Genomic DNA, 21,830 nt, shown 5'->3' with positions numbered 1-21,830 from the left:
CTGCTGAATGTGCGCCCTGTATTCAGTCCAACCGCTAGAACCGATCACCTCTTGGAGGTTTCAACACGGCCATGTTAGTAGACTATACTACCCCTGGCGTCTCCACTTTCGCTCTGGCTGGCGGCTGTTTACACTGATTCGGAGCAAAACCTCCTTGTATGCTCCGTGAGACGGCCCTGTTCGATACACTCCACAGCGAGCCTGCGATCGTCTTGGAGGAAACGCGGGCCAATGAGATCGACGCCGAACAGATTGCAACGCGACTGCTCGAAAATGACGGGGACAAACGGCTGATCATCGGCCTGACTGAGAGTGCAACAGCGGTTCTCACCTACATCGATTGGTGAACTCGATCTTGCGAACGCCAATCAAGACTGACAGGTTGAAAAGGGTGAAAGCAGATTTATATCCACAGTTTGAACAGTAACCTCTGCACTAAAGGCCCAGCATCGGACTGTCATGACTCATGCGATCAGTTCAAAATACAGCATCACAGAACCGGCGAAGATGAGAAAGATGCCAGCAACACGCGTGAGCCGAACGTTCCACTCTGCTGGCTCAACTCTTCCCGCTGGTTTTCGTCCAATCGAATCGATAGTCTCGGTCCATTTTGCAGATTCATATGGCCAAATCGCCATGATTGGGCCAAATAGAATGCAGGCTCCAACAATAGCAATAAATTCGCCCTGAGACATACCACTGGAATCTGGTCAACCAGTATTAAACATTTCGTGGAAACCCGCTGTATCCTGGAGAGTCTCCATTTACGAAATTGCTTAGAGCGATTCACAGGCAACGCCGTCATCATCAGCATCAAGGCGATGGGGGTCGCTTGGATCCTGATCATACACTGCCTGCGCTTGTTCGTGTGTATCGAAGTGACTGCAATCGTAGTCGCCATCCGACGGCAGTGGTGGGATATCCACTCCATCAGACGGCGCCTCGGTCATTTCAGTCGCCGTCGGAGTTGGTTCTGGCGTCGAGGTTGGCTCGTCGAAGTCCCACAATCCAACCTCGTTCTGCTGGGCGTTCGCTTCGGCAGTCTCGAAGTCGCTCCGTTTCGAGAACGAACTCTCGTACAACCGAGCATAGCCGTCCGTCAATAGCTGTCGGTTGAAGTTCTCACCATCGACGTAGATATAGACTAAGAGCCGTCCAAAGCTCCCCCGGCGATCGGCTTCCGGGTCGGTCTCAATCCGAACCGTCTTCCCATCTAATTCGTCCGTCGCAAACTGACTTGCCCGCTCTCCCCATTCATACAGATGGTCGCGTCCAGCCGTTGAGTCTGGGATTCCCTCGAACTCACTAGGATTTGTCCGGCTCAATGTTGTTTCGGGCGTGTCGACTCCCAAAAGGCGGAGTGTGTCCGTTTCACCGTTCGGGAACTCGACTTCCATTGTGTCCCCATCGATGACTCGAGTGACAGTAACTGTCCATGCAGTCCCGCTCTCTGGCCCTCGAGCTGCTTGCGTCGTTGGTTCTAGTGTAGTTGTCTGCGTTGGTGTCGGAGTCGACGCTGTGGATTGTGTTGGAGTTGGTGTTGGCGCCGATGTTGTGATTGTTGTCGGTTGCGCTGTCGTGGTTTGTGTTGTGGTCGTACTATTTTGTGCTGCTGTTGAAGATGTCGCTACTAGTGTTGTCGTGGTCTGTGTTGCGGTGGGAGTTTCGGTTGTCGATGTTTGCGTTGTCGCTGATGACTGCGTAGTGTCGGCTGCAGGTGTTGTCGATGTTGTTGTTGTTTCGCTAGTAGTACTACATCCTGCGATAACAAGCATTAGAGCAAGCGCCACCGCGAGAAGTGTCTTCGAATAGTTCACAATATTTATGAAAGGTGCTGAGATAGATAAAACCTATGTTTTCTAGAACGGATTTCTACTTCATTCTTTTCGAAATAATGGGCGACAGAGAATTTCGCACCTCTTGTTGTCATATTAGCACCTATTTGGGTTAGCATATCCATCCGTTGATGCTTCGAGGAATTCACTCGGGAAAGTGGATATCCGCAGGAACACGAGTGAGCCCAAGCGTCGTGAAATCCCGATCAAAGGCAAAGATATGATCGATCTCGTATTCACGCGCAAGCACCGCACTCGTGTGATCAACAAACGAGATTTGCTGGTCGTCATATCGCTCACTTGCTCCTGGCGAGCAGGTGCAACCAGAGGTCTTTGTCGGTGACCCAGGGCAGTATCGTCTCGACATTTGGGTTCAAGACCGTGGTACGACTGGGACACAGGTTCGAATCACTAACGACGGCACTCTCGCGAACGCTCATCGGTCACTATCACGGCGAGTGGTATCGAGCATTCATCCAGGTAATCATATGTCTTCATTCAGAGACGATATACAAGCCTGAGCAGTGCCTTGAGGCTCTCGGAATGGTCGACGTGACCAATGAGAGCCACGACAACCCCGCTGAGCACCACTACGTCGTGACGCTGGACGACGTGACCGGCGAGCTGATGACCTGTACGTGTCCGCACCACCTCCACCGCAACGCCTACTGCAAACACATGGCTGCGGTCGACAACGCAACCGACGATGGCACGCTCGAGGCATTCCCATCGGAGGACAGCGAAGACGATGCCGAACCAGAAGACTGTGATTGTGACGGCCTCGGTGGTTTCCCGTGCTGGTCGTATGTGAGGACAGGACGAAAAGAACTGCCACACTAACTACTCCTTTGATTTATTAGTCAATATCTAGTCACTGACGCCGAAGAGTAATCCAGAGGATGTTTGACTGGATAGTCGATTTCAGAACGGCCCTCAAAAACAGAATTAGGAGCGATGCGGTTCGAACCGGGCAAAAAACGGTTCAGATCAGCGACTGGCCGGGCGCCCTGCCCTGCGTTTGGCCGAGCGACCCTGCAACCACGCCCCGAGCGCACCACCCACAGCGCCGGGGATTGCGGCGACGATGACGAACAGCACGCCGAAGGCGAACAGACCCATCGCTGCAAGTGGGCCAGCCATCAATCCCGCAACGGTCAGGACGACGAGGGCAATGATGGCCCCCGCGGCGCTTGCGACACCGCCGTTAAGCGCGCCGTCATTGAGTTTGGTTCCGGAAACGTATCCGGCCACGAGACCACCGATGATGCCGGTCACCAAAACACCGGTGACGGGGAGTGTCATATTCGTGAATGGGACGACGGCACCGCTCAGGAGACCGACGATGATCGTTGCGACGATTCCGTATACGATGGATCTTACTTTGAAGTCCATACCTAATATGAGACCCACAACCTCTTAACTACTTTTCATAATTCAAATATACATTTCAAGGTTGGTACAATCAGAGGGTTGGAATTTCGTTATAAAACGGATAGTTACGGTCACATCTCAGCTTGGCAATTTTTCCCTGCGCCCGCTGACCAGTCAACGAGCAGTAGGTAGAAACATCGAACGGCGGTTTCCGGTGCGGACCTGATGTTTTCGTACTGTGCTCGGGGTTACTCGTCTCCCACCGTGGTTCGAACAATCTCTCTCGACGTTTGAGGCAGCCTTCTCCGACAGCCGTAACGCTGATTCGTTCAAACACCTCGTGAGCGCGCTGATTCTCGCCGAAACGCAGCGGACTGTTAGTGGACTCTCCCGAGGGATTTCGCGTCCCGACGGGAGCGCGAAATCCCGCAAGGCTTACGACTACTTCGTCGGCGGTGCTGACTGATCACCCACCAATCTCGCTCAATGCCACGCTGAGTACGTCTTCGACCAGCTCCAGGTCGGTGCTGGTGACGACGTGCTCTTTTACATCGACGATACGTTCGCTCCGAAAACCGGCGACGCCACCGATGGCGTCGCCCGGTTGTACAATCCCGTCGTTGCTGAAACGGAGCTGGGCAACAAGCTCGTCACTTCCTGCCTTCAAATCGACGACATCTACGCTGGTGACGTTCGCTGAGCGGGCGAACGAGGCGTTTTGGGAAGAACGAGGCGGACTAAGCGTCCGCCTCGATCACGCCAAGGAAGCGTATCTCGTTGAGACGATGCTCGAAATCACCGGGAAGGTTACCCCGTCGCTCCGCTCGCGGAAGCGACGGGAGCAACTGTATGAACTGATGCGTGAGTTCTCGTGGTCTTCTCTCGCGAACCCGTTTGTTCCAGCTAAGTGCTGCAAGAATCACGTAATTGCAATGATTGCTGTTGTCGCCAGTCTACCACCTGTTTGGAGTGGATCTATTGAATTACTGTTTAACACGGAATGTATTGATATACTTCGAACCGAGAGTAGAACAGCGATTACATGACCATTGTGTTTACATACTTCTCAGTGGTCATCGTTGTTATCGTCCCACCGAATTCGTAGTTCGTATTGCTGGCCATCGTCCATTTCCCTTATTTCCTCCACGAGCTCAATTGTAGCAGGTCGATCTGTAATCGAGTTCAAGAACGATTCGTCCGTCGATATCTCCACTGCTTGCATTCGTTCATAGCGTCCAAATGCTTGTTCCCGAAGGATCCGAAGATATCGTGCTGCCTCATCACGGGTAAGTGACCGCTGTTGTGTTTGTACTTGTTCACCCGGTGTTTCAGTTCTTTTTGCGAGAACGGCGTTCAACACCACTCCAATTAGCAATATTAACCCACTAAAATAGAGCCACGTCACTACGAGAAGTACCGCGCCAAGAACGCCTGAAGCACTCGGTCCAACTACCCAAACATAAATCTGGAAGAGACCCTGAAGTGCTGTCCATCCCGCTGCTGCAAATACTGTCCCCGGAAGAACACCACGGGGCGAGGTTTCGACCCCAGGGAAAAGATAATACATCGGGAAAAAGGCGATGATGAGCGCCACGATCAACACAATTGGGTTAAGCAGTTCGATAAACGGAACTGCAGGAAAGAGGGCAAGCAGTGCGCCTGCAACGATTGTCGCGATTATTGCGAATCCGATCGCGAACAGGACAATGAGGCCATCACGGAGTTGATCGAGTATCGATTCATCTCCTTCGACTGCATAAACTTCGGAGAATGCGGTATCCAATCCGCGGAACAGCTTCAACGCACCCCAGGTGAGCGTTATGATCCCGACAACTGAGGCGCTTGCTCTTCCCTGTTCACTTTCAAGGGTAGTCTTCGCAAGCTCGCCAATCGCTGGTGCAAGAGACCTTGCAAACCGAATTACTTGAGCTTGGAGGTCATTGTTGCCAATGGCTGCAAATAGAAGAAAGGTAAGGAGTAAGATGGGAAGCAATGAGATAATGGCGTAATATGCGATACTCCCTGCAAGAAACGTTACTTGTTTTTGCTGCATCTCGGTTCGAACCGATTGGACAACTCCAAGAACACTCGAAAATGATGGTGTCATTTAATTCAATAATTTATAGTATTAAATTATTAGTTTTGATCCTACAATTTGTTTATTATTCTGGTTTCCAGTCGAGTTTAATCGTTACTGATTCGCGACTCCCCCGGAGCACCGATGATGATTCTCGGATACCAATTTCATAGCCAATAGTACTCGACGGCAAGAGAGTAACCGTTTTATTGCCGACATCGATATTGGCGTTACCCTCTCCTCGGAGTTCGTGTGCGATTTCTTGTAGTTTATCTGCCACTTTCTCTCGCGAAGTTTTCTCTTCGTGCAGCGTTTTTTCGGCCATCAAGAGTAACAATCTCAAATCGCTTGTATAGGTGTTTTGGACAAGGGGATCGGTCACTTAACTACTGAACACTCCTCGACCTGCCGGTCGAAACGATCGACTGAGGGGTGTCGAAGAGTTTGCAGACAATGTCCAAACTGTAATAGATGGCCGTCGATTGGTACAAGGACTATCAGTCTTGATTGTCCAGATATTCTTCTATAGTAGTGATTTTCTGCTTGAGGAGTTCGGGGATGTCATCTCGGATCAGCGACTCTTGACACCGGACGGTATGAGTCCGAGCGTCATAATCGATGAGGCCGGTATCGGCCAATTTTGGGAGGTGTCGATGGTGTAGCTCGATAGAGGTTCGCTGTCGATGCTTCTCTAACTGTGGAGCACTGTCTTGCCCCCGTTCTCGCTCTAGTACCCGCTCGACGAGCTCATCGAGCGAATAGACATCCTCGCCTGATTGTAGTAGGTGAGCACACAGATACTGGCGTCGTTGATTACTCAGAATGCCACAGCATGCATCGAGGGTTTCCTGCCCAGAATTCTTGACTCCCATCGCAGGACTTTGTTTACGCTACTGCAAAGGGAGATTGCGTGAATTTTCACGGTTTTTATCTGTACCTCGGCCCAACCCCGTCATAGACATCCAAACAACACAATGCGACAGGCAAGGTGATGCCATGATCATCGTGGAGTACACTATAGACCATCCGATTCTACGTGACACATCGGAACAAGTTCTCAATATGGAACTTACGTGGGAACGATCCGATCCATTGGAGGATCGCATCCGTGTGCTTCTCTGGGCAGACAGAAACTTCGACGCATTTGAGGATGCTCTCAAAACGATGTGATTGACTCGATATCAGGACTAACTGATACACAACGAGAGACGCTCTTATCGGCTGTTGATTATGGTTACTTTGAGATTCCTCGAGAGAGTTCACTTGCCGAGTTAGCTACTCAACTGGGGATCTCCCAAAACGCTGCATCAGAACGAATCCGCTGTGGCGTAAAACAGCTTGTCACTGAGACACTCAAGTCAGACCGTGAGTAACACTCAGGATCAGAGCATACGTTGGAAAACTAAGTAGAGCACCTACCTCTCACGTCGCGGTGACGGGCTCCAGTGCCCAGACTGTGGTGAACAAACAGAGGTGTCGTGTGGGCGTTCGCTCGCGCCCCGTCAACACCTCTCTCCTGATTTCCTGATCGGCGCCCACGCCGCCGTCGACGCTGGCACGATCATCACGTTCGATGCGGGCTTCTATCGGAGCTATTTCGACGTGAACGTCCAGCCAGACCGAGACAACTGAAGACGACGTAGTCCGTTATGCCTGCTGAAGGTCGTTGAGCAACTGCCTAAGAGCAACTGTCACCTCGTCAAATTGATCCATGGTCAGCGAATCGGTCGTAAGATAAACACCGCAATCCTCGACAAGCACTCGGACGAGATACCCATTATCGAACGCACGAAGGGTGAAGTTGTATTCACCGAGTTCGGACCAGTTATAGCTACGCTGGGTCTCAAAGCCGTGGCGCTCAGTCTCGACAAAGCCCAGTTGATCACCGCGTTTAAGATCCTCTCGGAGTTATAGATGGGTCACCTCTGTTGGCGTGAAGAAGGTCATGCTTCGAAGTTCATCACCAATCTGTGTTCGACATACACGAATCAATTGGTCGGCCGTTTCGTCCGATAGGTGGGGGCTCATACTGGCTGGTACGGAATTGTCTTCTAAGTAGATAGTGGCGGGTTGCGCCCTTTGTAGAGGATCACAACGACTGGCGATTAAGCGCGATCACGCAGCGTGACTTTTTCGTAGAAGAAATTGCACTCGTTGGTCATTGTTGATATAGTGCTGGATCTATGGACTACTACGAACGGAAATGTGAATGGCCGAAAAGGCCATTGTGAGGGGGGTTGAATCCTTTTCGATTAGGAACGATGAGCGGAGAGTTACCATTATATGACACGATTCTTCTCCCGGTCGATGGAAGCAATCGAGCGGAAGAAGCGGCCGAGCATGGACTACAAGTCGCGAAACTCTGCGATGCTACGGTTCATGTTCTCTACGTCGTCCAACCACTGCAGCAGTCGACAGTTGACCCCGCTCACGAACTGGGCCCGGTGTCTGAAGCGGATCTTGAAGAAACACGGATTGCGTTCGAAAAAGTTGGTGAACAAGCGACGGCGGCCATTGCAGAGACAGCCAACCAACTTGACCTTGAGACGGTCACAGCAGTGCAACGTGGGTTCGCTGACGAAACAATTCTTGACTATATCGATGACCACGATATCGATCTCGTTGTAATGGGGACCCACGGCCGCACGGGGTTGTCTCGATATTTCCTTGGAAGTGTGACCGAACGCGTGATTCGCTCCGCGCCAATCCCGGTCTTAGTTCTTCGGCCATCAGAGCCCGAGTAAGTAAACATCATGCTCCCGGCTGGATGACCGCTCCGGATGTTGATGATGATCACTGCTTCAGGGATGACCGACGTTAGCGATCTCTGTCGTCTAAACATGCCGGAGTGAGACGGACGTTTCAAGTTGATGTTCTCGGTGACTGAGTCAGACTGGCTCCGCCATTCCGACAGCTCCTCTGCATGCTGTTCGCGCACGAGATTGTCAACACCCACGCACGTGAACCACCCCGCGCGAGCATCTCTACGAGAACAGCCACTTTGCGCACTGAACTGTTCGATAAGGTAAGCGGGGATCCTATATTTTTCAACAGGACAATGCCCAACACCATGATCAGATCCCACTCCTCTTTTCACTCGATTCTCACCTCCAGCAACGCCTTTTCCATCGATTCTGTCTCTCAACCGAAGATTGTTAACACATCCCATACTATATCTCCACGACCGAATATGGTGTCTTCTGAACAAACCTGTATCCGGTGTGGCCACCACCTTACCGATGGGGATCCACGCGTGTGGCTAACACTTCAAAGTGCGAACCTCGGCTATGAACCGCTCGACGACGAGCACGTCGTCTGCGAAACGTGCTATGATGCCTACCGCGACTTCATTGACCAATCGGTGCAACAAAGCGGAGAATATGAATAGGCCCAGCCGAAATATATCCAGTGTTCTGTATTCCTCATAGCCAATCAGTCATGATATTGAGTATACTCATCGCCAGCGTCTTCTTCGCAGAATTCTAGGTACTTGGAATGAGATGGATGAGAAGTTGCGTATGATGGTAGCGCTGTCTGAACAGCCATCGTTCACGCAGAAACTTCGGAAAAATAAGGTAAGAGTGATAATGTCCTGCCCGGTCGCAGCGATGGAGTGTCGCCACCATTGAGGATGGTGTCGACAATCCCGTCGATATCCGGCGCAGGCTCGTCTTCGGGATCGTCGGAGGGGTAGTATGGAATTGGCATCTATCTCCACCTCCTCCAAACAGGAAAACGGCCATCACTGCAATAATTGTTTCTCATACTCAATTGAAATTTATTTAGGGACTGTCCTGCAGTCCCTTATTTTCCGTCGGTACGACCGAGTCTTGGGCTTCTCTACAAGATTATTTTGCAAAGAGTGGTCGTTGATATACCACTGAATATTGTCGTTTGGTTAGCGACGGAATCGGAACAGCTACTATTCATGCTCTCCGTCAGTCGGCTATGGAAATTGCACTTCGGCTGCAAGACGGTGCACACTTAGAACTGACAGACATCGGCGTCTCAACGACGGACGAGAAAATTTCATTTAGTATCGATGGCCGTATTACGGATGTTGAGGACGAAATCCTCCACCAATTCAGTGGCAAACACGTCACACCCGTCGAGATCGTGTTTGCCGTAGAAGAACCCGACGAATAACGTCCCTGGAGTATTCACGACGAGTTGTATTGTGACTTGCCAGCATTCTCGTTGTTCCCCATGATGACCGTGTTGTTGTACTCGTAGAACGCACATGGCCAGGACTTCGTGCTGTCCCTTCCTCTGAAGCGTTTACCACGGGTGATCGACGCTTCAAAACAGCGATATGGTAAGTCGCTACAAATCGCGGGATTGGACGGTTTTCCGGTCGTTTTCTTCGGCTCGGCGGACGGCGTTTTCGAGCACGGTTGCAACTTCACCATCGAGTGCATCATAGAAGTCACTCGAAACATTCTTGTCGTCAATCTGGTTTCTCACTGCCGATTTGATGATTAAATCGGTCATACAGGCGTCCAAACGGTAAAATACCACAAAATATTACGGTAACAATCGGTTGCACGAGTTCGACGGCAAATAACCAAACGTGGGAGGTGCTCTAATAGCTCACCTCTCCGCAAAAATCACCGCTTCTCACATCCTTTCATGCCCTTCAGTCGTCCTCCCTCTCTCATCCTCACCTGGAAAGAGTTCGGAGAAACTATCAACTAGTGCATTAACCTGCGGATGATCAGTATGCGCCACGTTTTTAGTAGACCGATCGTATTCGATGAGCCCTGCATCGGCAAGCTTCGGGAGATGGCAGTGCTGGAGTGAGACGGTGACTTCGTCCACTCTGTCCGTCAGAGCGGTTTCAGGGGGTGGCGCATCTTCCCAGGCACTAATGTCGGCCACTAACTCCTCAAGAGAGATCGGTTGGTTCGCCGTTTGGAGCCGTTGCAATATATATCGTCGCCGTCGATCCGCAAGAATATTGAAAAGGCGATTCGTCTGCTCGGCGGTGGCATCTTGAGGAGGTATCTTCTCGAACTGGCCTTCCATAGCTATGTTTTGACCCTCGAACCAATAACAATTGTTTATAATTATTCCTAGGCATTGTGGGAAGCGCAGCTCAGCGCGGAAGGATTGTGTATAGTTGAGGGATACGGTGTGAGATGCCTAATTAATGCAGTTAAAACTGTGATTTCCACAATAAAATCGAGTGGTGGTCAGTCTTCACGCTCGGCGTCGTCGTCAAGCGCACCCGTGAAAAAGAAGTGATTGAACGGTTGGACGCGCCGCTGACGCATGATCTCTGAACTGTTGATCGTCAACCCGAGTTCGTGCAGTGCGTCCGTGATCCGCGTGATATCTTCCGTGCTCGTCCCCACAACTTCCACATGGATATTCCGACGGTCGGTGAGCATCTCGCGCACATCGACGACGCCCTGCACGTCAAGTGTTTTTTTTCGACGAACGCAGCACATTCAACTGCCGGGGCGGTACACACGAACAACACGCGGAGTGAGAGGTTCGCTGCCTCATAATCAATTTTGGGATGATAGCCCTGAATGATATCGTCGGTTTCGAGCTGCTCGATGCGGTTGGCTCTGTTGAAATCCTATTGGTTAGACACGTTTCCCGGTAAAATCGTTGGTAAACCGAGCGCACTTGCCTATCGATATAGTTGTACCAATCCTAAACTATCGCGTGTTCGGGACATATCGACGATTTATGTCACCCGTGCACGATTCGTGAGGTAGATTCCCACCAGCACGACGACGCCGCCGAGAATCGTCACGGCTTCCGGAACCTCACCGAGCAACACGAGCGCGAGAATCGTGGCTGCAACTGGGTCGCCCAGTAGCGAGACGCTCACGACACTCGACTCAACGTACTTCAGCGCCCAGTTGATGACTGTTTGGCCGAACATGCCTGGAATGAGCGCCATCGCGAGGAAGAGTATCCACTCCGTCTGCGCATAGCCGAGCAATTGTGCGCCGGTCCCGATGGCGAGCCAGCCGAGGGCAACCGTACACACGATGTAGATGATGAACGTGTAGACGAACAGCGAGAGCTGCTGGCGGAGTGAGCGCCCTGTGAGGGTATAAATGGCGCCTGCGATCGCCCCACCGAACGCAAGGGCGTTGCCGTAAAGTTGGGCAGGGCTACCTGCGAATGCGGTGGCGAGCGACGCGACGATGTCCCCACCACCGAAGAGCGGATTGACCACGAGTGGTCCGACCGACATCGCGAACGCCCCTGCAAACGCGACAGTCATCCCGACGACCGTCCTCGAAGTGAGTCGTTCGTTGAGGAGGAACGCCGCGCCAACACCCACGAATATCGGTTGAGTGGTGATTAGCGTCACTGACGCTGCCACCGATGTCCACTCAAGACTCTCGAAAAAACTCCCGAAGTAGGCCGCGAGCGCCAACCCTGAGACTACAGCGAAGCCCAGGTCACGGCCCGAGATAGCCCTGAGGCTATCAACGTCGCGGAGCGCGAACGGCGCGACCGCGCCCGTCATGAACAGCACACGGTAGAACGCCTTCACGATGCTCGGCGCCCCGCTCCACCGGACGAGGATCGCGCTCGTGCTGATGGCGATGATTGCGACCGCGACGCCGACCATCGGGTCAACCCGCTCTTCCAAAGATGCTGTCCACTAATTCATACCGGGAGTTCGATGAACCGAGACAGTTCTCTCATGCCGAATTCTTCCTCGGGCAGAAATACCCTGTCAAATCCGCGAGGAGCTCTCCATTCATTGGTCTGACACCCGCTTCCGTTCAGTCTGTTGCACGGCATAGCTTTCGACCCACTCGAAGTTATATCATACCTGGAAGTTATTCGCGCCGGTGAAAATGTTTCACGAATGAAAACCCCGAGATACTGGCCCTTATACTGACTTGTAGTCTTCAGTCCATATGGATCAGTCACTCTATGGAATCGAGTATCTGTCCCGGTCGGAGAATCGGGTTCAGGTGCTCAAATTACTCACGAGAGACGCGTTCACCCGCCGTGAATTGCAGGACGAGCTCGGTGCTTCGCAAGCGACTCTCAGTCGGATTCTCCAAGATTTCGAGAGCCGTCAGTGGATATAGAAACGGGACGCCGTCTACGAAACGACCGCTCTCGGCTTGTGGGTCGCTGACTGTCTGAGTGCCCTCCAACAAGCTCTCAGCGTGAGCGACGATTTGCAGGAGTTTGAGCCGTGGCTTCCAACGGGTATTGATGGATTCGACGTGAGCTGGCTCGCTGATGCCGAAGTAATCACGCCGACGCCAATTGAGCCGAATGCACCAATGGATCGAGTCGAACACTCATTGCGTACTGGACAGCATGTTCGCATACTCTCGTATGCATACAACAAGAACTGCCTTGAGGCGAACGTGACTGCGGTCCGAGAAAGCGGTCAACGGTACGAGGCCGAATATAGTGACGACGCGATTCAGTTGCTGTATGACAACCCCGAGTGGCGTGACCAGTTGGAGACGATTCTCGACGCCGATACGACGGCAATCTCGGTTTATAACGGGGAGATCCCATGTGCCGTCGAAATCGTAGACGAGGTGGTTCGGCTGATTCTCCGAGACGAACACGGTGTTATCCGCGCGGTGATCGAGTCCGAGTCAAGCCCGCTCCGTGAGTGGGCAAATTCCCTGTTCGAACGGTATCTCGATGATGCTCAGTCGGTCAGTTGCTAGAATACTTTCACCGCCAATAAGATCTCTCGAATTCCCGACTCTGTGCTGAATACACCTTATGTAATCAACATGCCACTCTTGACAAGTACCGAGAATGCATTGTGCGAGAGCGATAACTCACTCCTCTGGCCTTGTTGAAACTCTCAATCGGTGATAGGTTTCAGTGGTCGTGCTGCATACACGGCGCGAAGTCAGCACAGAACTGCGTGGCTCCGTCGAAACCCTATTAGACAGATATTATTACGAGTGACACTGTTGATTGGTAGATCTACGTATTTCTGACGATTCTTCGCCGTCAACGGGTTCGCTGAGATCCTCAACGAGATCCGGGTGAAAAACGTTTCCACTCCGATGATTATAACCATCCATTTTTCGCGGGTTGAAGGAGTATTATTTTTCCATCAGTACCGCAGAAATTCCAACACAGGTGGGTAACCATAATCCTTCCGAGATCCTAGAGATCCTCGTAATTGCTAATCGCAGTTCTCCAATCCACCGGGATTGTAGCAGCCTCTCCCGTTTCGGGATCAGTATTAACCTGGATTGTTTCCGCTGTGGCTGCAATCGTCGTTTTCCCAGAATTAGATCCAGTAGTTCGGATTTCGTACTCCATAGGAACACTGGAGTCACCTAGCTGAGGGACGCGAACTCCGACGTCAACCGATTGATTGGGAGTAATTTCGCTGTGATACTCGATCTGTAACATAGCGATGACCGTATGGAGCGTTTCGAAGGGAACACCGACAACATCGTCGTAGTAGCCTCGCCGTGCCTCCTCGAGATACTTGACGTATGCAACATTGTTCACGTGGCCAAGCGTATCGAGATCGCCGAATCGAACGGCGATGTTCTTGACGTAGTTGAATTCGTTCATGTGATTCCTATCTTCCGTACGCTAGTGTCAGTAGGACCCACAACGCTGAGAGCGAGTCGTTTGTACAGATTCGTTGGTTGGATCACGTTTTCTTGGTAGTTATAGTCGTCTATTTTCTGGGGTTGAAGCGGTGCCAATCTTGACCAGTCCTTTAGACAGTTGCTTCGGTAAAGATGTAGCAGTCCCGGTCTCCTCTATGAAGTGAGCACATCAGCCAACTCTTCGGTGTCGGCAACGGTAATATCCGGCTGGTGAATCCAGCTACCGTATGGATTCTCGTGCCTGTTCAGGAATGCTCCACGCATTCCGATTGCCTTCGCCCCCACGAGATCGAATGTATGAGCAGTTACAAATACTACCTCGTGAGGTGCAACATCGAGTTCTTCACAGCACAGATCGTATGATGCGCGATGTGGTTTGTACGCTCCAGCATCAGCAACTGACACGACACCATCTAGCTCTGTTTCGAAGTTTGGACGTACTGCATCGAGCATATCCGGATCGCCGTTTGAGAGGCCAACCAGTTTGTACTCCTCAGCTAAGCGGTCCAAAGCGGCGTCGACATCTGGATATGGCTGAAGGGTTTTCCACTGCCGGATGACCCCACGAACTTCCTCATCTGGGACGTCAAGACCTATTTGTTTCAAGCGGTAGCTGAGTGCCCGACGGCTGATCTCCTTGAATGGAGTGTGGGGTCCAGGAATCAACGAATCAATCATCGAGTCCCGGAAGTGCATTGCCAGATACCGCCGAAGCAAGATTTCCGGATCGTGATCGCTTCCATGGTCGTTAAGCAATTCATCCAGCGCAGGGACTAGTGTCGCTTCACGATCGAGCAGCGTGTCCCACAGATCGAAGGCGAGGACTTTCACCTCCTCTTGTATCGTCTCTGCAGCAATATTGGACATACGACGATTAAATCGTTGATTTGTGGAGTGATAAGGTTATTGGTCAAACTAATATTGTGAAATTGTTCAGAGATATCGAATATAACTCTCAAGAGTACAACTTTATTCACCAATGACGAATGCTCCTCAGATATTAGAATTACATCGAATGTGTTGTCTACCTAGGTCAGCTAAGGCAAATCCAGGATTCAATCAACAATTTCGATTATTCGCTATCGTTGAATGGGATGTTTGAGTGTTGCAAGATAATTATCATCTAGATCATGAATCTGGGGTAGTGGATGACAGTGTAGCCAATGATGATAACACTAATATTCTATTTTAGATACCTCCAAGATTGTTTCGAGATTTTCAACTACGTATAGTCAGTGCTGTTATTCGCCGACTCTATCTTCGATTCGCTTAGATGATGGCGCACTAATTACCGGTAGTGTAACAGCAGTTGATCAAAAGAAGAGACCATCATTCGTGACGAGTGGTCGTCTAATGACGGCTCGTGCTTGGGAGGGAAGAATAGTTTCTCTATAACTGAATCCTTGCTCGATACCGGCACTTTCGAATGATGTTAGCAGCTCAGGGGTATCTGAGGTTAAGTGTAATGTCCTCGGTCGCACCAATCAGTTTGTCACGATAGACCTTTTTTACTTCTCCGTTAGTTGATATCCTGTGTGCTGGCCCGGAGATGCTAATAGACCCAATCACCCGGTCGTCGACCGATAGAATCGGTGCACCTACAGCAATTAATCCATCTACGGTTTCGCCCTTATTCGTCGCAATCTCTTCTCTGACTTTTTCGAGTTCTGAAAAGAGCGTTTCTTCGTCGGTAATAGTATTCTCTGTCTGCTTCGGAAGACCCCAGTAATCGATGATCTCAGTAACACGTTCTTTCGGCAGATTCGCTAATATCGCCTTACCTGAAGCGCACATATGGAGGTAGCGAGGTTTTCCGAGGAACGTGTTATTCGGTGCCCCGTGTTTGCCTTCGGCTTTATCGATGTATATTCCACGTCCATATTCCTCAATCATGAACTGTACACGTTCGTCTGTCTCTTCAGCTAACCGTCTGACGTTGGCCTTGATCACATCAAGTCCATCCACTCTGGTCTGCGCATGTCTCGCAAAGTATAAAAACCGATTCGAGATATCGTACTCTCCGTTGACCGTGATAAGGTAACCGAGTTGTTGAAGAGTGGTTAGGTGGACATGGACTGTGCTCGGTGAGTAGTCAAGTTCTTTGGCAAGTTCGTTCACTCCTACTCCGTCCTTTCTCACAAGACACTCAAGTATACGAAAGGCCCTCTCGACCGATTTAATCGTCTTTCTGTCCTCTGATCGCATATCCCCATATAGAACACGAAAATAGGTAAGTTATCCATCTTGGAAGGATATGGCATTAATATATCAACTCCACAACCCTACTTCGCTCAGTCTGACGACTTCGCTCGTGGCAGGTGGGGCTTGTCCCTGTATTCGGCCTCGAACCCATCTGGGTAGGCGTTGAGGCGAATTAAAAGGAATGACGCTTCGGGCTCAATTGGAGACTCGTTTGGGCCGTTACTTCACTTAGAGTTGGGCGTGGGGAGGAGATTAGGAGATGCATTCGTACCACGAACTCCGCATAGATTGAGAGTGGGGTTCCGGGGATGGTCTACTTCCGCTTACGATTTTAGCCAGTAGTAACAGCAATTTTGATAACGCTCATATTTATGGTTTAAGATAAAAATATCTGCATTTCAAATCATGTGCATATAACTGGTCAACCCTGTGAACTCACACATACCGTAAAGGATTTCATAAATATGTGGCAATGGCTAGTGGGAGAACAATGCACGATCTGACTGGCTTTCAACGAGACCTGTTGTACGTGGTGAAGGGGTTAGATGAACCACATGGACTTGCCATCAAAGATGACCTAGAAGACTACTACGACAAGGAAGTCCATCACGGGCGACTCTATCCAAATCTGGATACACTCGTCGACAAAGGGCTGATTGAGAAGAGCGAAAAAGATCGCCGGACGAACATCTATACGCTGACTCAGCGTGGCCAGCGAGAAATCGAAATGAGAAGAGACTGGGAACAAGAGTATCTCGAGCAGGAAGCGCCGACAGCCTAACAATCGCACCCCGTACCCTGCCTTTTCGCAAACCGCTACGCCGACAACTCGACCTCTGAAAAGACAACTGTACTTCCGAGAAGATGCTTTTGCAGTCCTGAACAGGCGCTCACCCTCATGATGATGAAATTGATGTCTTGTTCGTGCTTTACTCAGCGATTGCTTCGTGGGGGATCCCTTCGAGAACAGAGCGTTCGAACGTAATGCTCGGTTCTTCGGCCCGAACGTCAGCTGTGCCAAGCACGTCTTCCGCTTCTTGTTCGAGTGTTTCCGTAAGTTTGTCCGCGATAGTTCCGATACCGGGTGCGGACATCTCCATCCTACATCCACGACGTGCAGAAAGTGATATCGCCGCCGCATCTGGTTCTGCGATTGAGACGCCGTGATCCATCGCAACCGCGCTTGCATCGTATCCATCCACCGGAATCAAATTATCGTGTTGCGTATGTTCGAACCTGGTATCCGGGATTGTGATCGACCTACCACAATTCCGTTACCCAGACAGATTGGCATCAAGCTCTCACTGACGTACCGCTCTTCGCGAGAAGGCCAGTGGATTGATACAGTTGCTGGGTGCAAACATGCTATGACTACGAACCAGCGACGAGTCACCGCTGTTGGATTCCTTGGTACCCTCGTCATACTAAGTGGGATACTTTATCTTGTGGGTATCGAGGATCTCCTCCGAGTATTGTCGCGCGCTGATACCGGTCTCGTCGTTCTCGTCGGTGCAGTCACAGTTGGATGGCTCACCGCATGGGCACTTGGTCTTCGGACAGTACTGGCAGTTCTAGGTGTGCGCCTCTCGGTGGTTCGATCGTTCCTTGTCCTCAACGGGGCCATATTTTCGAACAATGTAACCCCGTTCGGACAGGCAGGCGGAGAACCTGTTGCAGCCCTCCTCATCTCGAAGGTTGCCGAGACCGAGTACGAGCGCGGCCTCGCAGCGATTGCGAGCGTCGATACAATTAATTTCCTTCCATCGATCACGCTTGCGCTTATCGGAGCGGCGTACTTCGCCACTGAAATCACCTTTAGCCAACGGTTACGGGTTGCGACTGGTCTTGTGGTCGGACTCGCCGCTGTTGTCCCTGCGTTGATTTACCTCGGATGGCGGAATCGAGACGCCGTTGAACAGAGACTCGAATCCGTGCTCACACCACTCGTCCAGCGACTTACGAAAGTTCTGCCTGGTATCTCACCTCCCGACGACTCCGATGTCAAATCCAGGATTGAGGGATTCTTTGTCGCAATTGAACGTATAGCGACCAATCGCCGAGGAATTGTTCTTACGCTCACCGCCTCAACTCTCGGATGGGTTTTACAAATGATAGCACTGTGGGCGGCGTTCTGGGCAATCGGGACATCAATTCCGTTCTCGGTGATGCTGTTCGTTGTCCCGATGGGTGCCCTCGCCAGCATTACACCGCTTCCGGGTGGTACTGGTGGCATTGAGACTGTCCTTGTGGCGATTCTTGCAAGCTTACCGAGTATCGCAATTGGATTAGAGACGGCGCTTGCTGCAGTCGTGATATTCCGTGGATTTGTGTACTGGATTCCGATTCTCATCGGCGGATTCGTCGTGAGTTGGGTCGGTGTCGACGCGTTCGGGACAACTGCCAGTTAAAATCCCGGTTCCCTCGGGTGGATCACCGTATTGATACCGGCGCAGTTGAGCTCGTAGCTTTACTGAAATCTCAGGAGTAATAAACCATGTAAAATAAACGAACAGGTGATAGAAGTCTGAATCTCAACGACTATATGCATTGTCGCTGGACAACCCGAACAGCGAATGCATATCTTAGTCCACGATTAAATACGGCCAACAGTAGTGAAATCAGCCAGATACACAAAGACATGTTGAAAGAGTTCTCACGACTCGACGGCGCATTCGTTATTTCTGATGCAGGGAAGATTGTGAGTGCATATCGATATCTTGAACCGTCGATTGACGATCTTGATATCCCGAAAGGACTTGGGACGCGGCATAATGCAGCAGCGGCGATTACGGGTGAAACCGATGCTGTCACGATTGTTTTGAGTGAGGGAGATAGTCGCGTTCGTGGATTCAAAAATGGAGATTTAGTTTTCAATATCGATCCGGATCAGTACTGATCTTTCTGTACTTACGAGGGTATTCCAAGAGTAATATCGAAGATATGGATCTGTGCCAGACTATTCCACCATACATTGATATTTAATACACGAACGATTGCTCGGAAACTCTTAATCGTCTCCAGGGATCTCTGATTGGTTCCCGACTGCATGTCCTTTCGTGAGGTCGGCGTTCCGCCAGGTTCCGCGACGGAACCAGAGGTAGGCAATGACCCCACCGATAACGTTTGAGACGGCAAATGCAAGCCAAATACCAGATGATCCAACCACATCTGCACCAATCCACGCGAGAGGAAATCGGATCACTCCCAATGTGAGAATAGCAACGGCAGCCGCGAGAAGCGTCTTTCCAGCGCCACGGAACCCACCACTATATGCGCGCATCACGCCAATGAACCCAAACGTCAATGCAGTATATCGCATAAACGTTGCGCCGATATCAACGACCGTAAGATTCGTCGTGAACACAGCGACGATGGGTTCGGCTGCAAACAGTACAAGCAGACCGAACGCAGTGAGCGTCACTAGCATTACCTTTGCACCGTAGTGATTTGCCTGCTCAGCACGGTCAATTTTACCGGCCCCAATGTTCTGGCCAGTCATCGTCTCAATCCCCTGTGAAAACGCGATTGCCGGCAAGAAAATAACCGAAAACACTCGCGTTCCAATCCCATAGGCAGCGACCACTGTCTCGGGAAACGCAGCGATCACCACCAACATGAGATTGACCGAGAGGGCACGACTGGTTCCCTCTACTGATGCAGGCAGTCCAATATCGACGAGCCGCCGGGCATAGGCGAAATCTGGTACCATCTGGTTGAGGTGAATTTGGACACCCCGCGTTCCCTGAAACATAATGACGAGGCCAACGCCAAGCGCTAGTACGCGAGAGAACACGGTCGCGATGGCAGCTCCCTTGATACCAGATCCAGTATAGCCAGTGAGTGCGAACAAGTGCGTCTCTAAACCTTGGAGGCTAAGGTATCCGAATACTGGGTTCTGTTCAAACCCGAAGATGAGGAATGGGTCAAGTATGATGTTGAGCACAACAGAGCCAAACATGACAAACATTGGCGTCACTGTATCGCCATAGCCGCGCATCAATGCGATGAACACGGCAAATCCAAAGACAGCAACTAATCCAAGGGAAAAGACTTGCATGTAGGCCGTCGCGAGCGGAGCAACACTCTCGGAAGCACCTAAGAGTGCAAGGAACTCATCGATTAGCAGGTAACCAGCGCCACCAAGGAGAAGCGAGACAACAACCGAGAAGATCATTGTCTGCGATGCTGCGTACTCAGCTTGCTGTTCTTGACCAGCTCCTACATGCTGCGCCACGAGCACGCTCCCTGCCACCGACAATCCGAGTGCGAGTGCAATGAGTAAGAATACCATCGGGAATGCGAAGCTGATCGCGGCGAGTGCAGTCGTACTGTATTGACCGAGCCAGAATGTGTCCGCGAGGTTGTACGCCGTCTGGAAGAGGTTCGTGATGACGATCGGAAACGAAAGGTACAGCAATGGCTTCGCGATACTTCCTGATATGAGATCTAGTTCTTCAGGAGATTTGAACAGCCCACGTAGGTGTGTCTGGATGCTCACTCAGCGACAACCTCCTCAGTATCATCGATAAGAAGCTGTCGGACGATGTAGTCGATAAGCTCCTGTCGTGTTCGGTCGACTGGATGACCGACTGCAACGTACCGTGTCTGTGCGCCATTGAGGACAGTCACGATGAAATCAGCAGTATCGTCGGCATTGATATCCCGTCGGAAGACTTCTTGTTCTTGTCCATCCTGGAGAATCGAGTGGAGCCGGTTGGATAGTAATTGGTCGAACTTCTTGAGTTCCGTTCGATAGGTTTCGTCGTATGGTCCTTGTGCTTTGATTTCGAGGATTGCCGTCTGAAATTCCTGATGCTTGTCTCGATCACGTGGAGTCAGAACTATCTCGATAAATGCGATAAGTCGCTCTGTCGGTGTTTCACCTTCGAGAGTTTCGATACGCTCGGCGAACGACTCATAAAGATACTCCAGAAATGCATGTAGTAAGTCGTGTTTGGTGTCATAGTGGTAGTGGAGTGTCGCCTTGCTCTTTGAGGATTCGTTGGCGATATCCTGCATACGGAGGGCTGCGTAACCGTGCTTGCAGAGTGCCGTATACGTTGCTCGCATCAATTCATCGGTTGTGTTATCATTCATCTGTTAGTTCACCTATGGCTGACTAGCGAGTCAGTTAGTCTCTATCCTAACTGACGATCTGGCCAGTCAAATAGATTGCGTGAGGGTTACTCCCACGACTAAGAAACCAATGGCTTGTGAGTTCACAGTGAACGATTACCGCTGCCATCACAAACCCCATATTGTGTACAAAGTATACAAAAAATTTAACTACTACATCTGGGCAAAATGGTGACGTACACCAGTACGGAACTGTATCCGACGTGCACCGGCGGGATGGCAACAGCTGGATTTAGCCGTCGTCTATAGCGTCGGTAGTGATGAGATCCCCGAAACCACGAGGAACGTAGTCGTCGATTGTCCTCGAAATCGAAGTTATTCGTCCCGGTCGCTCGCTAGGGCAATGAAAGCGTTACAAAGCAGATGGCAGCCACCGCGGAGATGGCTGCATTCGGAAGAAAAAGTATAACGACACCAATGAAGGTGATTGGCTTGAACGTGACCACCCAGAGGGACGCATTTGGTATGCGAGCGACAATATTGACAATCTATAAATTGAAGTCTTACTCCTCCTCATAGAGTAAGATCTTCTATCCCACCGGTCTTTTTCGGCTTTTCTCCTATTTTAAGTCTTGATTATGGTATATTTCTCAAATGAAGAGAATTGGGTCGGTTTTAAGA

General features: G+C 50.9%; 32 protein-coding genes and 2 pseudogenes. 15 read left to right on the top strand and 19 right to left on the bottom strand.

The window, feature by feature from the left end; genetic code table 11:
• Positions 1-158: 158 nt before the first annotated feature.
• Positions 159-347, top strand: a complete 189-nt coding sequence (locus tag LIW51_RS17615) for a hypothetical protein (RefSeq protein ID WP_227377771.1) — start codon at positions 159-161, stop codon at positions 345-347.
• Between the two features lie 117 nt (positions 348-464).
• Here the strand turns inward: LIW51_RS17615 and LIW51_RS17610 are convergent, their stop codons facing one another.
• Positions 465-695: a DUF6199 family natural product biosynthesis protein gene (locus LIW51_RS17610; RefSeq protein WP_227377770.1), complete on the bottom strand. Its 231-nt coding sequence runs from the start codon at positions 693-695 to the stop codon at positions 465-467.
• 81 nt (positions 696-776) lie between these two features.
• Positions 777-1,397, bottom strand: coding sequence for a thermonuclease family protein (locus LIW51_RS17605; protein WP_227377769.1), 621 nt, complete (start codon positions 1,395-1,397; stop codon positions 777-779).
• A 121-nt stretch (positions 1,398-1,518) separates the two neighbouring features.
• Here LIW51_RS17605 and LIW51_RS17600 point away from each other — a divergent pair, with 121 nt between their 5' ends.
• Together LIW51_RS17600 and LIW51_RS17590 are read left to right on the top strand one after the other, a co-directional pair.
• Positions 1,519-1,812 (top strand): hypothetical protein, encoded by a 294-nt coding sequence (locus LIW51_RS17600; RefSeq protein WP_227377768.1) that lies wholly within the window; start codon positions 1,519-1,521, stop codon positions 1,810-1,812.
• Positions 1,813-2,174: 362 nt separating this feature from the next.
• Positions 2,175-2,675 carry an SWIM zinc finger family protein gene (locus tag LIW51_RS17590; RefSeq protein WP_227377767.1) on the top strand — a complete coding sequence of 167 codons (501 nt, stop codon included), beginning with the start codon at positions 2,175-2,177 and terminating at the stop codon, positions 2,673-2,675.
• A 147-nt stretch (positions 2,676-2,822) separates the two neighbouring features.
• On the opposite strand, the gene LIW51_RS17585 is transcribed toward LIW51_RS17590, so the two are convergent.
• The gene (locus tag LIW51_RS17585) at positions 2,823-3,227 is read right to left on the bottom strand and encodes a DUF5518 domain-containing protein (protein WP_227377766.1); all 405 of its coding nucleotides are present in this window, start codon (positions 3,225-3,227) and stop codon (positions 2,823-2,825) included.
• A gap of 217 nt (positions 3,228-3,444) precedes the next feature.
• Here LIW51_RS17585 and LIW51_RS17580 point away from each other — a divergent pair, with 217 nt between their 5' ends.
• Positions 3,445-3,672: a hypothetical protein gene (locus LIW51_RS17580; RefSeq protein WP_227377765.1), complete on the top strand. Its 228-nt coding sequence runs from the start codon at positions 3,445-3,447 to the stop codon at positions 3,670-3,672.
• Here the strand turns inward: LIW51_RS17580 and LIW51_RS17575 are convergent, their stop codons facing one another.
• The gene (locus tag LIW51_RS17575; RefSeq protein ID WP_227377764.1) at positions 3,673-3,873 is read right to left on the bottom strand and encodes a hypothetical protein; all 201 of its coding nucleotides are present in this window, start codon (positions 3,871-3,873) and stop codon (positions 3,673-3,675) included. It abuts the gene before it with no gap.
• Positions 3,874-3,892: 19 nt separating this feature from the next.
• Between LIW51_RS17575 and LIW51_RS17570 the strand changes: the two genes are divergently transcribed.
• Positions 3,893-4,252, top strand: coding sequence for a hypothetical protein (locus LIW51_RS17570; RefSeq protein ID WP_227377763.1), 360 nt, complete (start codon positions 3,893-3,895; stop codon positions 4,250-4,252).
• 20 nt (positions 4,253-4,272) lie between these two features.
• Here LIW51_RS17570 and LIW51_RS17565 read toward each other — a convergent pair whose 3' ends face one another.
• The 3 genes from LIW51_RS17565 to LIW51_RS39950 form a co-directional block, all read right to left on the bottom strand.
• Complete coding sequence (locus LIW51_RS17565) at positions 4,273-5,313, bottom strand: YihY/virulence factor BrkB family protein (protein WP_227377762.1); 1,041 nt, start codon at positions 5,311-5,313, stop codon at positions 4,273-4,275.
• A gap of 55 nt (positions 5,314-5,368) precedes the next feature.
• Complete coding sequence (locus LIW51_RS17560; RefSeq protein WP_227377761.1) at positions 5,369-5,608, bottom strand: amphi-Trp domain-containing protein; 240 nt, start codon at positions 5,606-5,608, stop codon at positions 5,369-5,371.
• 172 nt (positions 5,609-5,780) lie between these two features.
• On the bottom strand, positions 5,781-6,155 hold the full coding sequence (locus LIW51_RS39950; protein WP_438267386.1) for a DUF7344 domain-containing protein: 375 nt from the start codon (positions 6,153-6,155) through the stop codon (positions 5,781-5,783).
• A 294-nt stretch (positions 6,156-6,449) separates the two neighbouring features.
• Here LIW51_RS39950 and LIW51_RS17550 point away from each other — a divergent pair, with 294 nt between their 5' ends.
• Both LIW51_RS17550 and LIW51_RS17545 read left to right on the top strand, forming a co-directional pair.
• Positions 6,450-6,656 carry a helix-turn-helix domain-containing protein gene (locus tag LIW51_RS17550; RefSeq protein WP_227377759.1) on the top strand — a complete coding sequence of 69 codons (207 nt, stop codon included), beginning with the start codon at positions 6,450-6,452 and terminating at the stop codon, positions 6,654-6,656.
• Positions 6,657-6,756: 100 nt separating this feature from the next.
• Positions 6,757-6,915 carry a hypothetical protein gene (locus LIW51_RS17545; protein WP_227377758.1) on the top strand — a complete coding sequence of 53 codons (159 nt, stop codon included), beginning with the start codon at positions 6,757-6,759 and terminating at the stop codon, positions 6,913-6,915.
• A 15-nt stretch (positions 6,916-6,930) separates the two neighbouring features.
• Here the strand turns inward: LIW51_RS17545 and LIW51_RS39945 are convergent.
• Positions 6,931-7,179, bottom strand: a pseudogene (locus LIW51_RS39945) (DUF7522 family protein); the annotation flags it as partial.
• A 365-nt stretch (positions 7,180-7,544) separates the two neighbouring features.
• On the opposite strand from LIW51_RS39945, the gene LIW51_RS17540 reads away from it, so the two are divergent.
• Both LIW51_RS17540 and LIW51_RS38600 read left to right on the top strand, forming a co-directional pair.
• The gene (locus LIW51_RS17540) at positions 7,545-8,027 is read left to right on the top strand and encodes a universal stress protein (RefSeq protein WP_227377757.1); all 483 of its coding nucleotides are present in this window, start codon (positions 7,545-7,547) and stop codon (positions 8,025-8,027) included.
• A gap of 509 nt (positions 8,028-8,536) precedes the next feature.
• Positions 8,537-8,671 carry a hypothetical protein gene (locus LIW51_RS38600; protein ID WP_255767539.1) on the top strand — a complete coding sequence of 45 codons (135 nt, stop codon included), beginning with the start codon at positions 8,537-8,539 and terminating at the stop codon, positions 8,669-8,671.
• Between the two features lie 161 nt (positions 8,672-8,832).
• Here LIW51_RS38600 and LIW51_RS17535 read toward each other — a convergent pair whose 3' ends face one another.
• Positions 8,833-8,991 carry a hypothetical protein gene (locus LIW51_RS17535; protein WP_227377756.1) on the bottom strand — a complete coding sequence of 53 codons (159 nt, stop codon included), beginning with the start codon at positions 8,989-8,991 and terminating at the stop codon, positions 8,833-8,835.
• Between the two features lie 240 nt (positions 8,992-9,231).
• On the opposite strand from LIW51_RS17535, the gene LIW51_RS17530 reads away from it, so the two are divergent.
• Complete coding sequence (locus LIW51_RS17530) at positions 9,232-9,429, top strand: hypothetical protein (RefSeq protein WP_227377755.1); 198 nt, start codon at positions 9,232-9,234, stop codon at positions 9,427-9,429.
• Positions 9,430-9,606: 177 nt separating this feature from the next.
• Here the strand turns inward: LIW51_RS17530 and LIW51_RS17525 are convergent, their stop codons facing one another.
• The 4 genes from LIW51_RS17525 to LIW51_RS17510 all read right to left on the bottom strand — a co-directional run bounded on the left by LIW51_RS17525 (position 9,607) and on the right by LIW51_RS17510 (position 11,881).
• Positions 9,607-9,774, bottom strand: a complete 168-nt coding sequence (locus tag LIW51_RS17525) for a DUF1931 domain-containing protein (protein ID WP_227377754.1) — start codon at positions 9,772-9,774, stop codon at positions 9,607-9,609.
• 126 nt (positions 9,775-9,900) lie between these two features.
• Positions 9,901-10,308, bottom strand: coding sequence for a DUF7344 domain-containing protein (locus LIW51_RS17520; RefSeq protein WP_227377753.1), 408 nt, complete (start codon positions 10,306-10,308; stop codon positions 9,901-9,903).
• A 167-nt stretch (positions 10,309-10,475) separates the two neighbouring features.
• Positions 10,476-10,700 (bottom strand): hypothetical protein, encoded by a 225-nt coding sequence (locus LIW51_RS17515; RefSeq protein ID WP_227377752.1) that lies wholly within the window; start codon positions 10,698-10,700, stop codon positions 10,476-10,478.
• Positions 10,701-10,978: 278 nt separating this feature from the next.
• Positions 10,979-11,881 carry a DMT family transporter gene (locus tag LIW51_RS17510; protein ID WP_227378263.1) on the bottom strand — a complete coding sequence of 301 codons (903 nt, stop codon included), beginning with the start codon at positions 11,879-11,881 and terminating at the stop codon, positions 10,979-10,981.
• Positions 11,882-12,176: 295 nt separating this feature from the next.
• Here LIW51_RS17510 and LIW51_RS39940 point away from each other — a divergent pair, with 295 nt between their 5' ends.
• Together LIW51_RS39940 and LIW51_RS17500 are read left to right on the top strand one after the other, a co-directional pair.
• The gene (locus tag LIW51_RS39940; protein ID WP_227377751.1) at positions 12,177-12,353 is read left to right on the top strand and encodes a helix-turn-helix domain-containing protein; all 177 of its coding nucleotides are present in this window, start codon (positions 12,177-12,179) and stop codon (positions 12,351-12,353) included.
• Between the two features lie 81 nt (positions 12,354-12,434).
• Positions 12,435-12,956 (top strand): transcriptional regulator FilR1 domain-containing protein, encoded by a 522-nt coding sequence (locus LIW51_RS17500; protein ID WP_227377750.1) that lies wholly within the window; start codon positions 12,435-12,437, stop codon positions 12,954-12,956.
• A 454-nt stretch (positions 12,957-13,410) separates the two neighbouring features.
• Here LIW51_RS17500 and LIW51_RS17495 read toward each other — a convergent pair whose 3' ends face one another.
• The 3 genes from LIW51_RS17495 to LIW51_RS17485 all read right to left on the bottom strand — a co-directional run bounded on the left by LIW51_RS17495 (position 13,411) and on the right by LIW51_RS17485 (position 16,076).
• The gene (locus tag LIW51_RS17495) at positions 13,411-13,830 is read right to left on the bottom strand and encodes an acyl-CoA thioesterase (RefSeq protein ID WP_227377749.1); all 420 of its coding nucleotides are present in this window, start codon (positions 13,828-13,830) and stop codon (positions 13,411-13,413) included.
• 194 nt (positions 13,831-14,024) lie between these two features.
• The gene (locus LIW51_RS17490; protein WP_227377748.1) at positions 14,025-14,738 is read right to left on the bottom strand and encodes a haloacid dehalogenase type II; all 714 of its coding nucleotides are present in this window, start codon (positions 14,736-14,738) and stop codon (positions 14,025-14,027) included.
• A gap of 573 nt (positions 14,739-15,311) precedes the next feature.
• Positions 15,312-16,076 (bottom strand): IclR family transcriptional regulator, encoded by a 765-nt coding sequence (locus LIW51_RS17485; protein WP_227377747.1) that lies wholly within the window; start codon positions 16,074-16,076, stop codon positions 15,312-15,314.
• 487 nt (positions 16,077-16,563) lie between these two features.
• On the opposite strand from LIW51_RS17485, the gene LIW51_RS17480 reads away from it, so the two are divergent.
• Positions 16,564-16,854, top strand: coding sequence for a PadR family transcriptional regulator (locus LIW51_RS17480; RefSeq protein ID WP_227377746.1), 291 nt, complete (start codon positions 16,564-16,566; stop codon positions 16,852-16,854).
• A gap of 148 nt (positions 16,855-17,002) precedes the next feature.
• Here the strand turns inward: LIW51_RS17480 and LIW51_RS17475 are convergent, their stop codons facing one another.
• Entirely contained in the window at positions 17,003-17,275 is a 273-nt protein-coding gene (locus LIW51_RS17475; RefSeq protein ID WP_227377745.1) for a hypothetical protein, read from the bottom strand.
• A gap of 165 nt (positions 17,276-17,440) precedes the next feature.
• Here LIW51_RS17475 and LIW51_RS17470 point away from each other — a divergent pair, with 165 nt between their 5' ends.
• Both LIW51_RS17470 and LIW51_RS17465 read left to right on the top strand, forming a co-directional pair.
• A complete protein-coding gene (locus tag LIW51_RS17470; protein WP_227377744.1) occupies positions 17,441-18,481 on the top strand; it encodes a lysylphosphatidylglycerol synthase transmembrane domain-containing protein in 1,041 nt (346 codons plus the stop codon).
• A 197-nt stretch (positions 18,482-18,678) separates the two neighbouring features.
• Positions 18,679-18,969: pseudogene (locus LIW51_RS17465) on the top strand (diadenylate cyclase); the annotation flags it as partial.
• A 111-nt stretch (positions 18,970-19,080) separates the two neighbouring features.
• On the opposite strand, the gene LIW51_RS17460 reads toward LIW51_RS17465, so the two are convergent.
• Together LIW51_RS17460 and LIW51_RS17455 are read right to left on the bottom strand one after the other, a co-directional pair.
• Positions 19,081-20,571 (bottom strand): MATE family efflux transporter, encoded by a 1,491-nt coding sequence (locus tag LIW51_RS17460; RefSeq protein WP_227377743.1) that lies wholly within the window; start codon positions 20,569-20,571, stop codon positions 19,081-19,083.
• Complete coding sequence (locus LIW51_RS17455) at positions 20,568-21,170, bottom strand: TetR/AcrR family transcriptional regulator (protein WP_227377742.1); 603 nt, start codon at positions 21,168-21,170, stop codon at positions 20,568-20,570. The genes LIW51_RS17460 and LIW51_RS17455 overlap by 4 nt, the downstream gene beginning before the upstream one ends.
• Positions 21,171-21,830: the final 660 nt, after the last annotated feature.

It is taken from the genome of Haladaptatus halobius, assembly GCF_020618475.1.
GTDB classification, from domain to species: domain Archaea; phylum Halobacteriota; class Halobacteria; order Halobacteriales; family Haladaptataceae; genus Haladaptatus; species Haladaptatus halobius.
The sequence above is the reverse complement of the archived record's forward strand: the minus strand, read 5'-3'. Positions and strand labels throughout refer to the sequence as shown.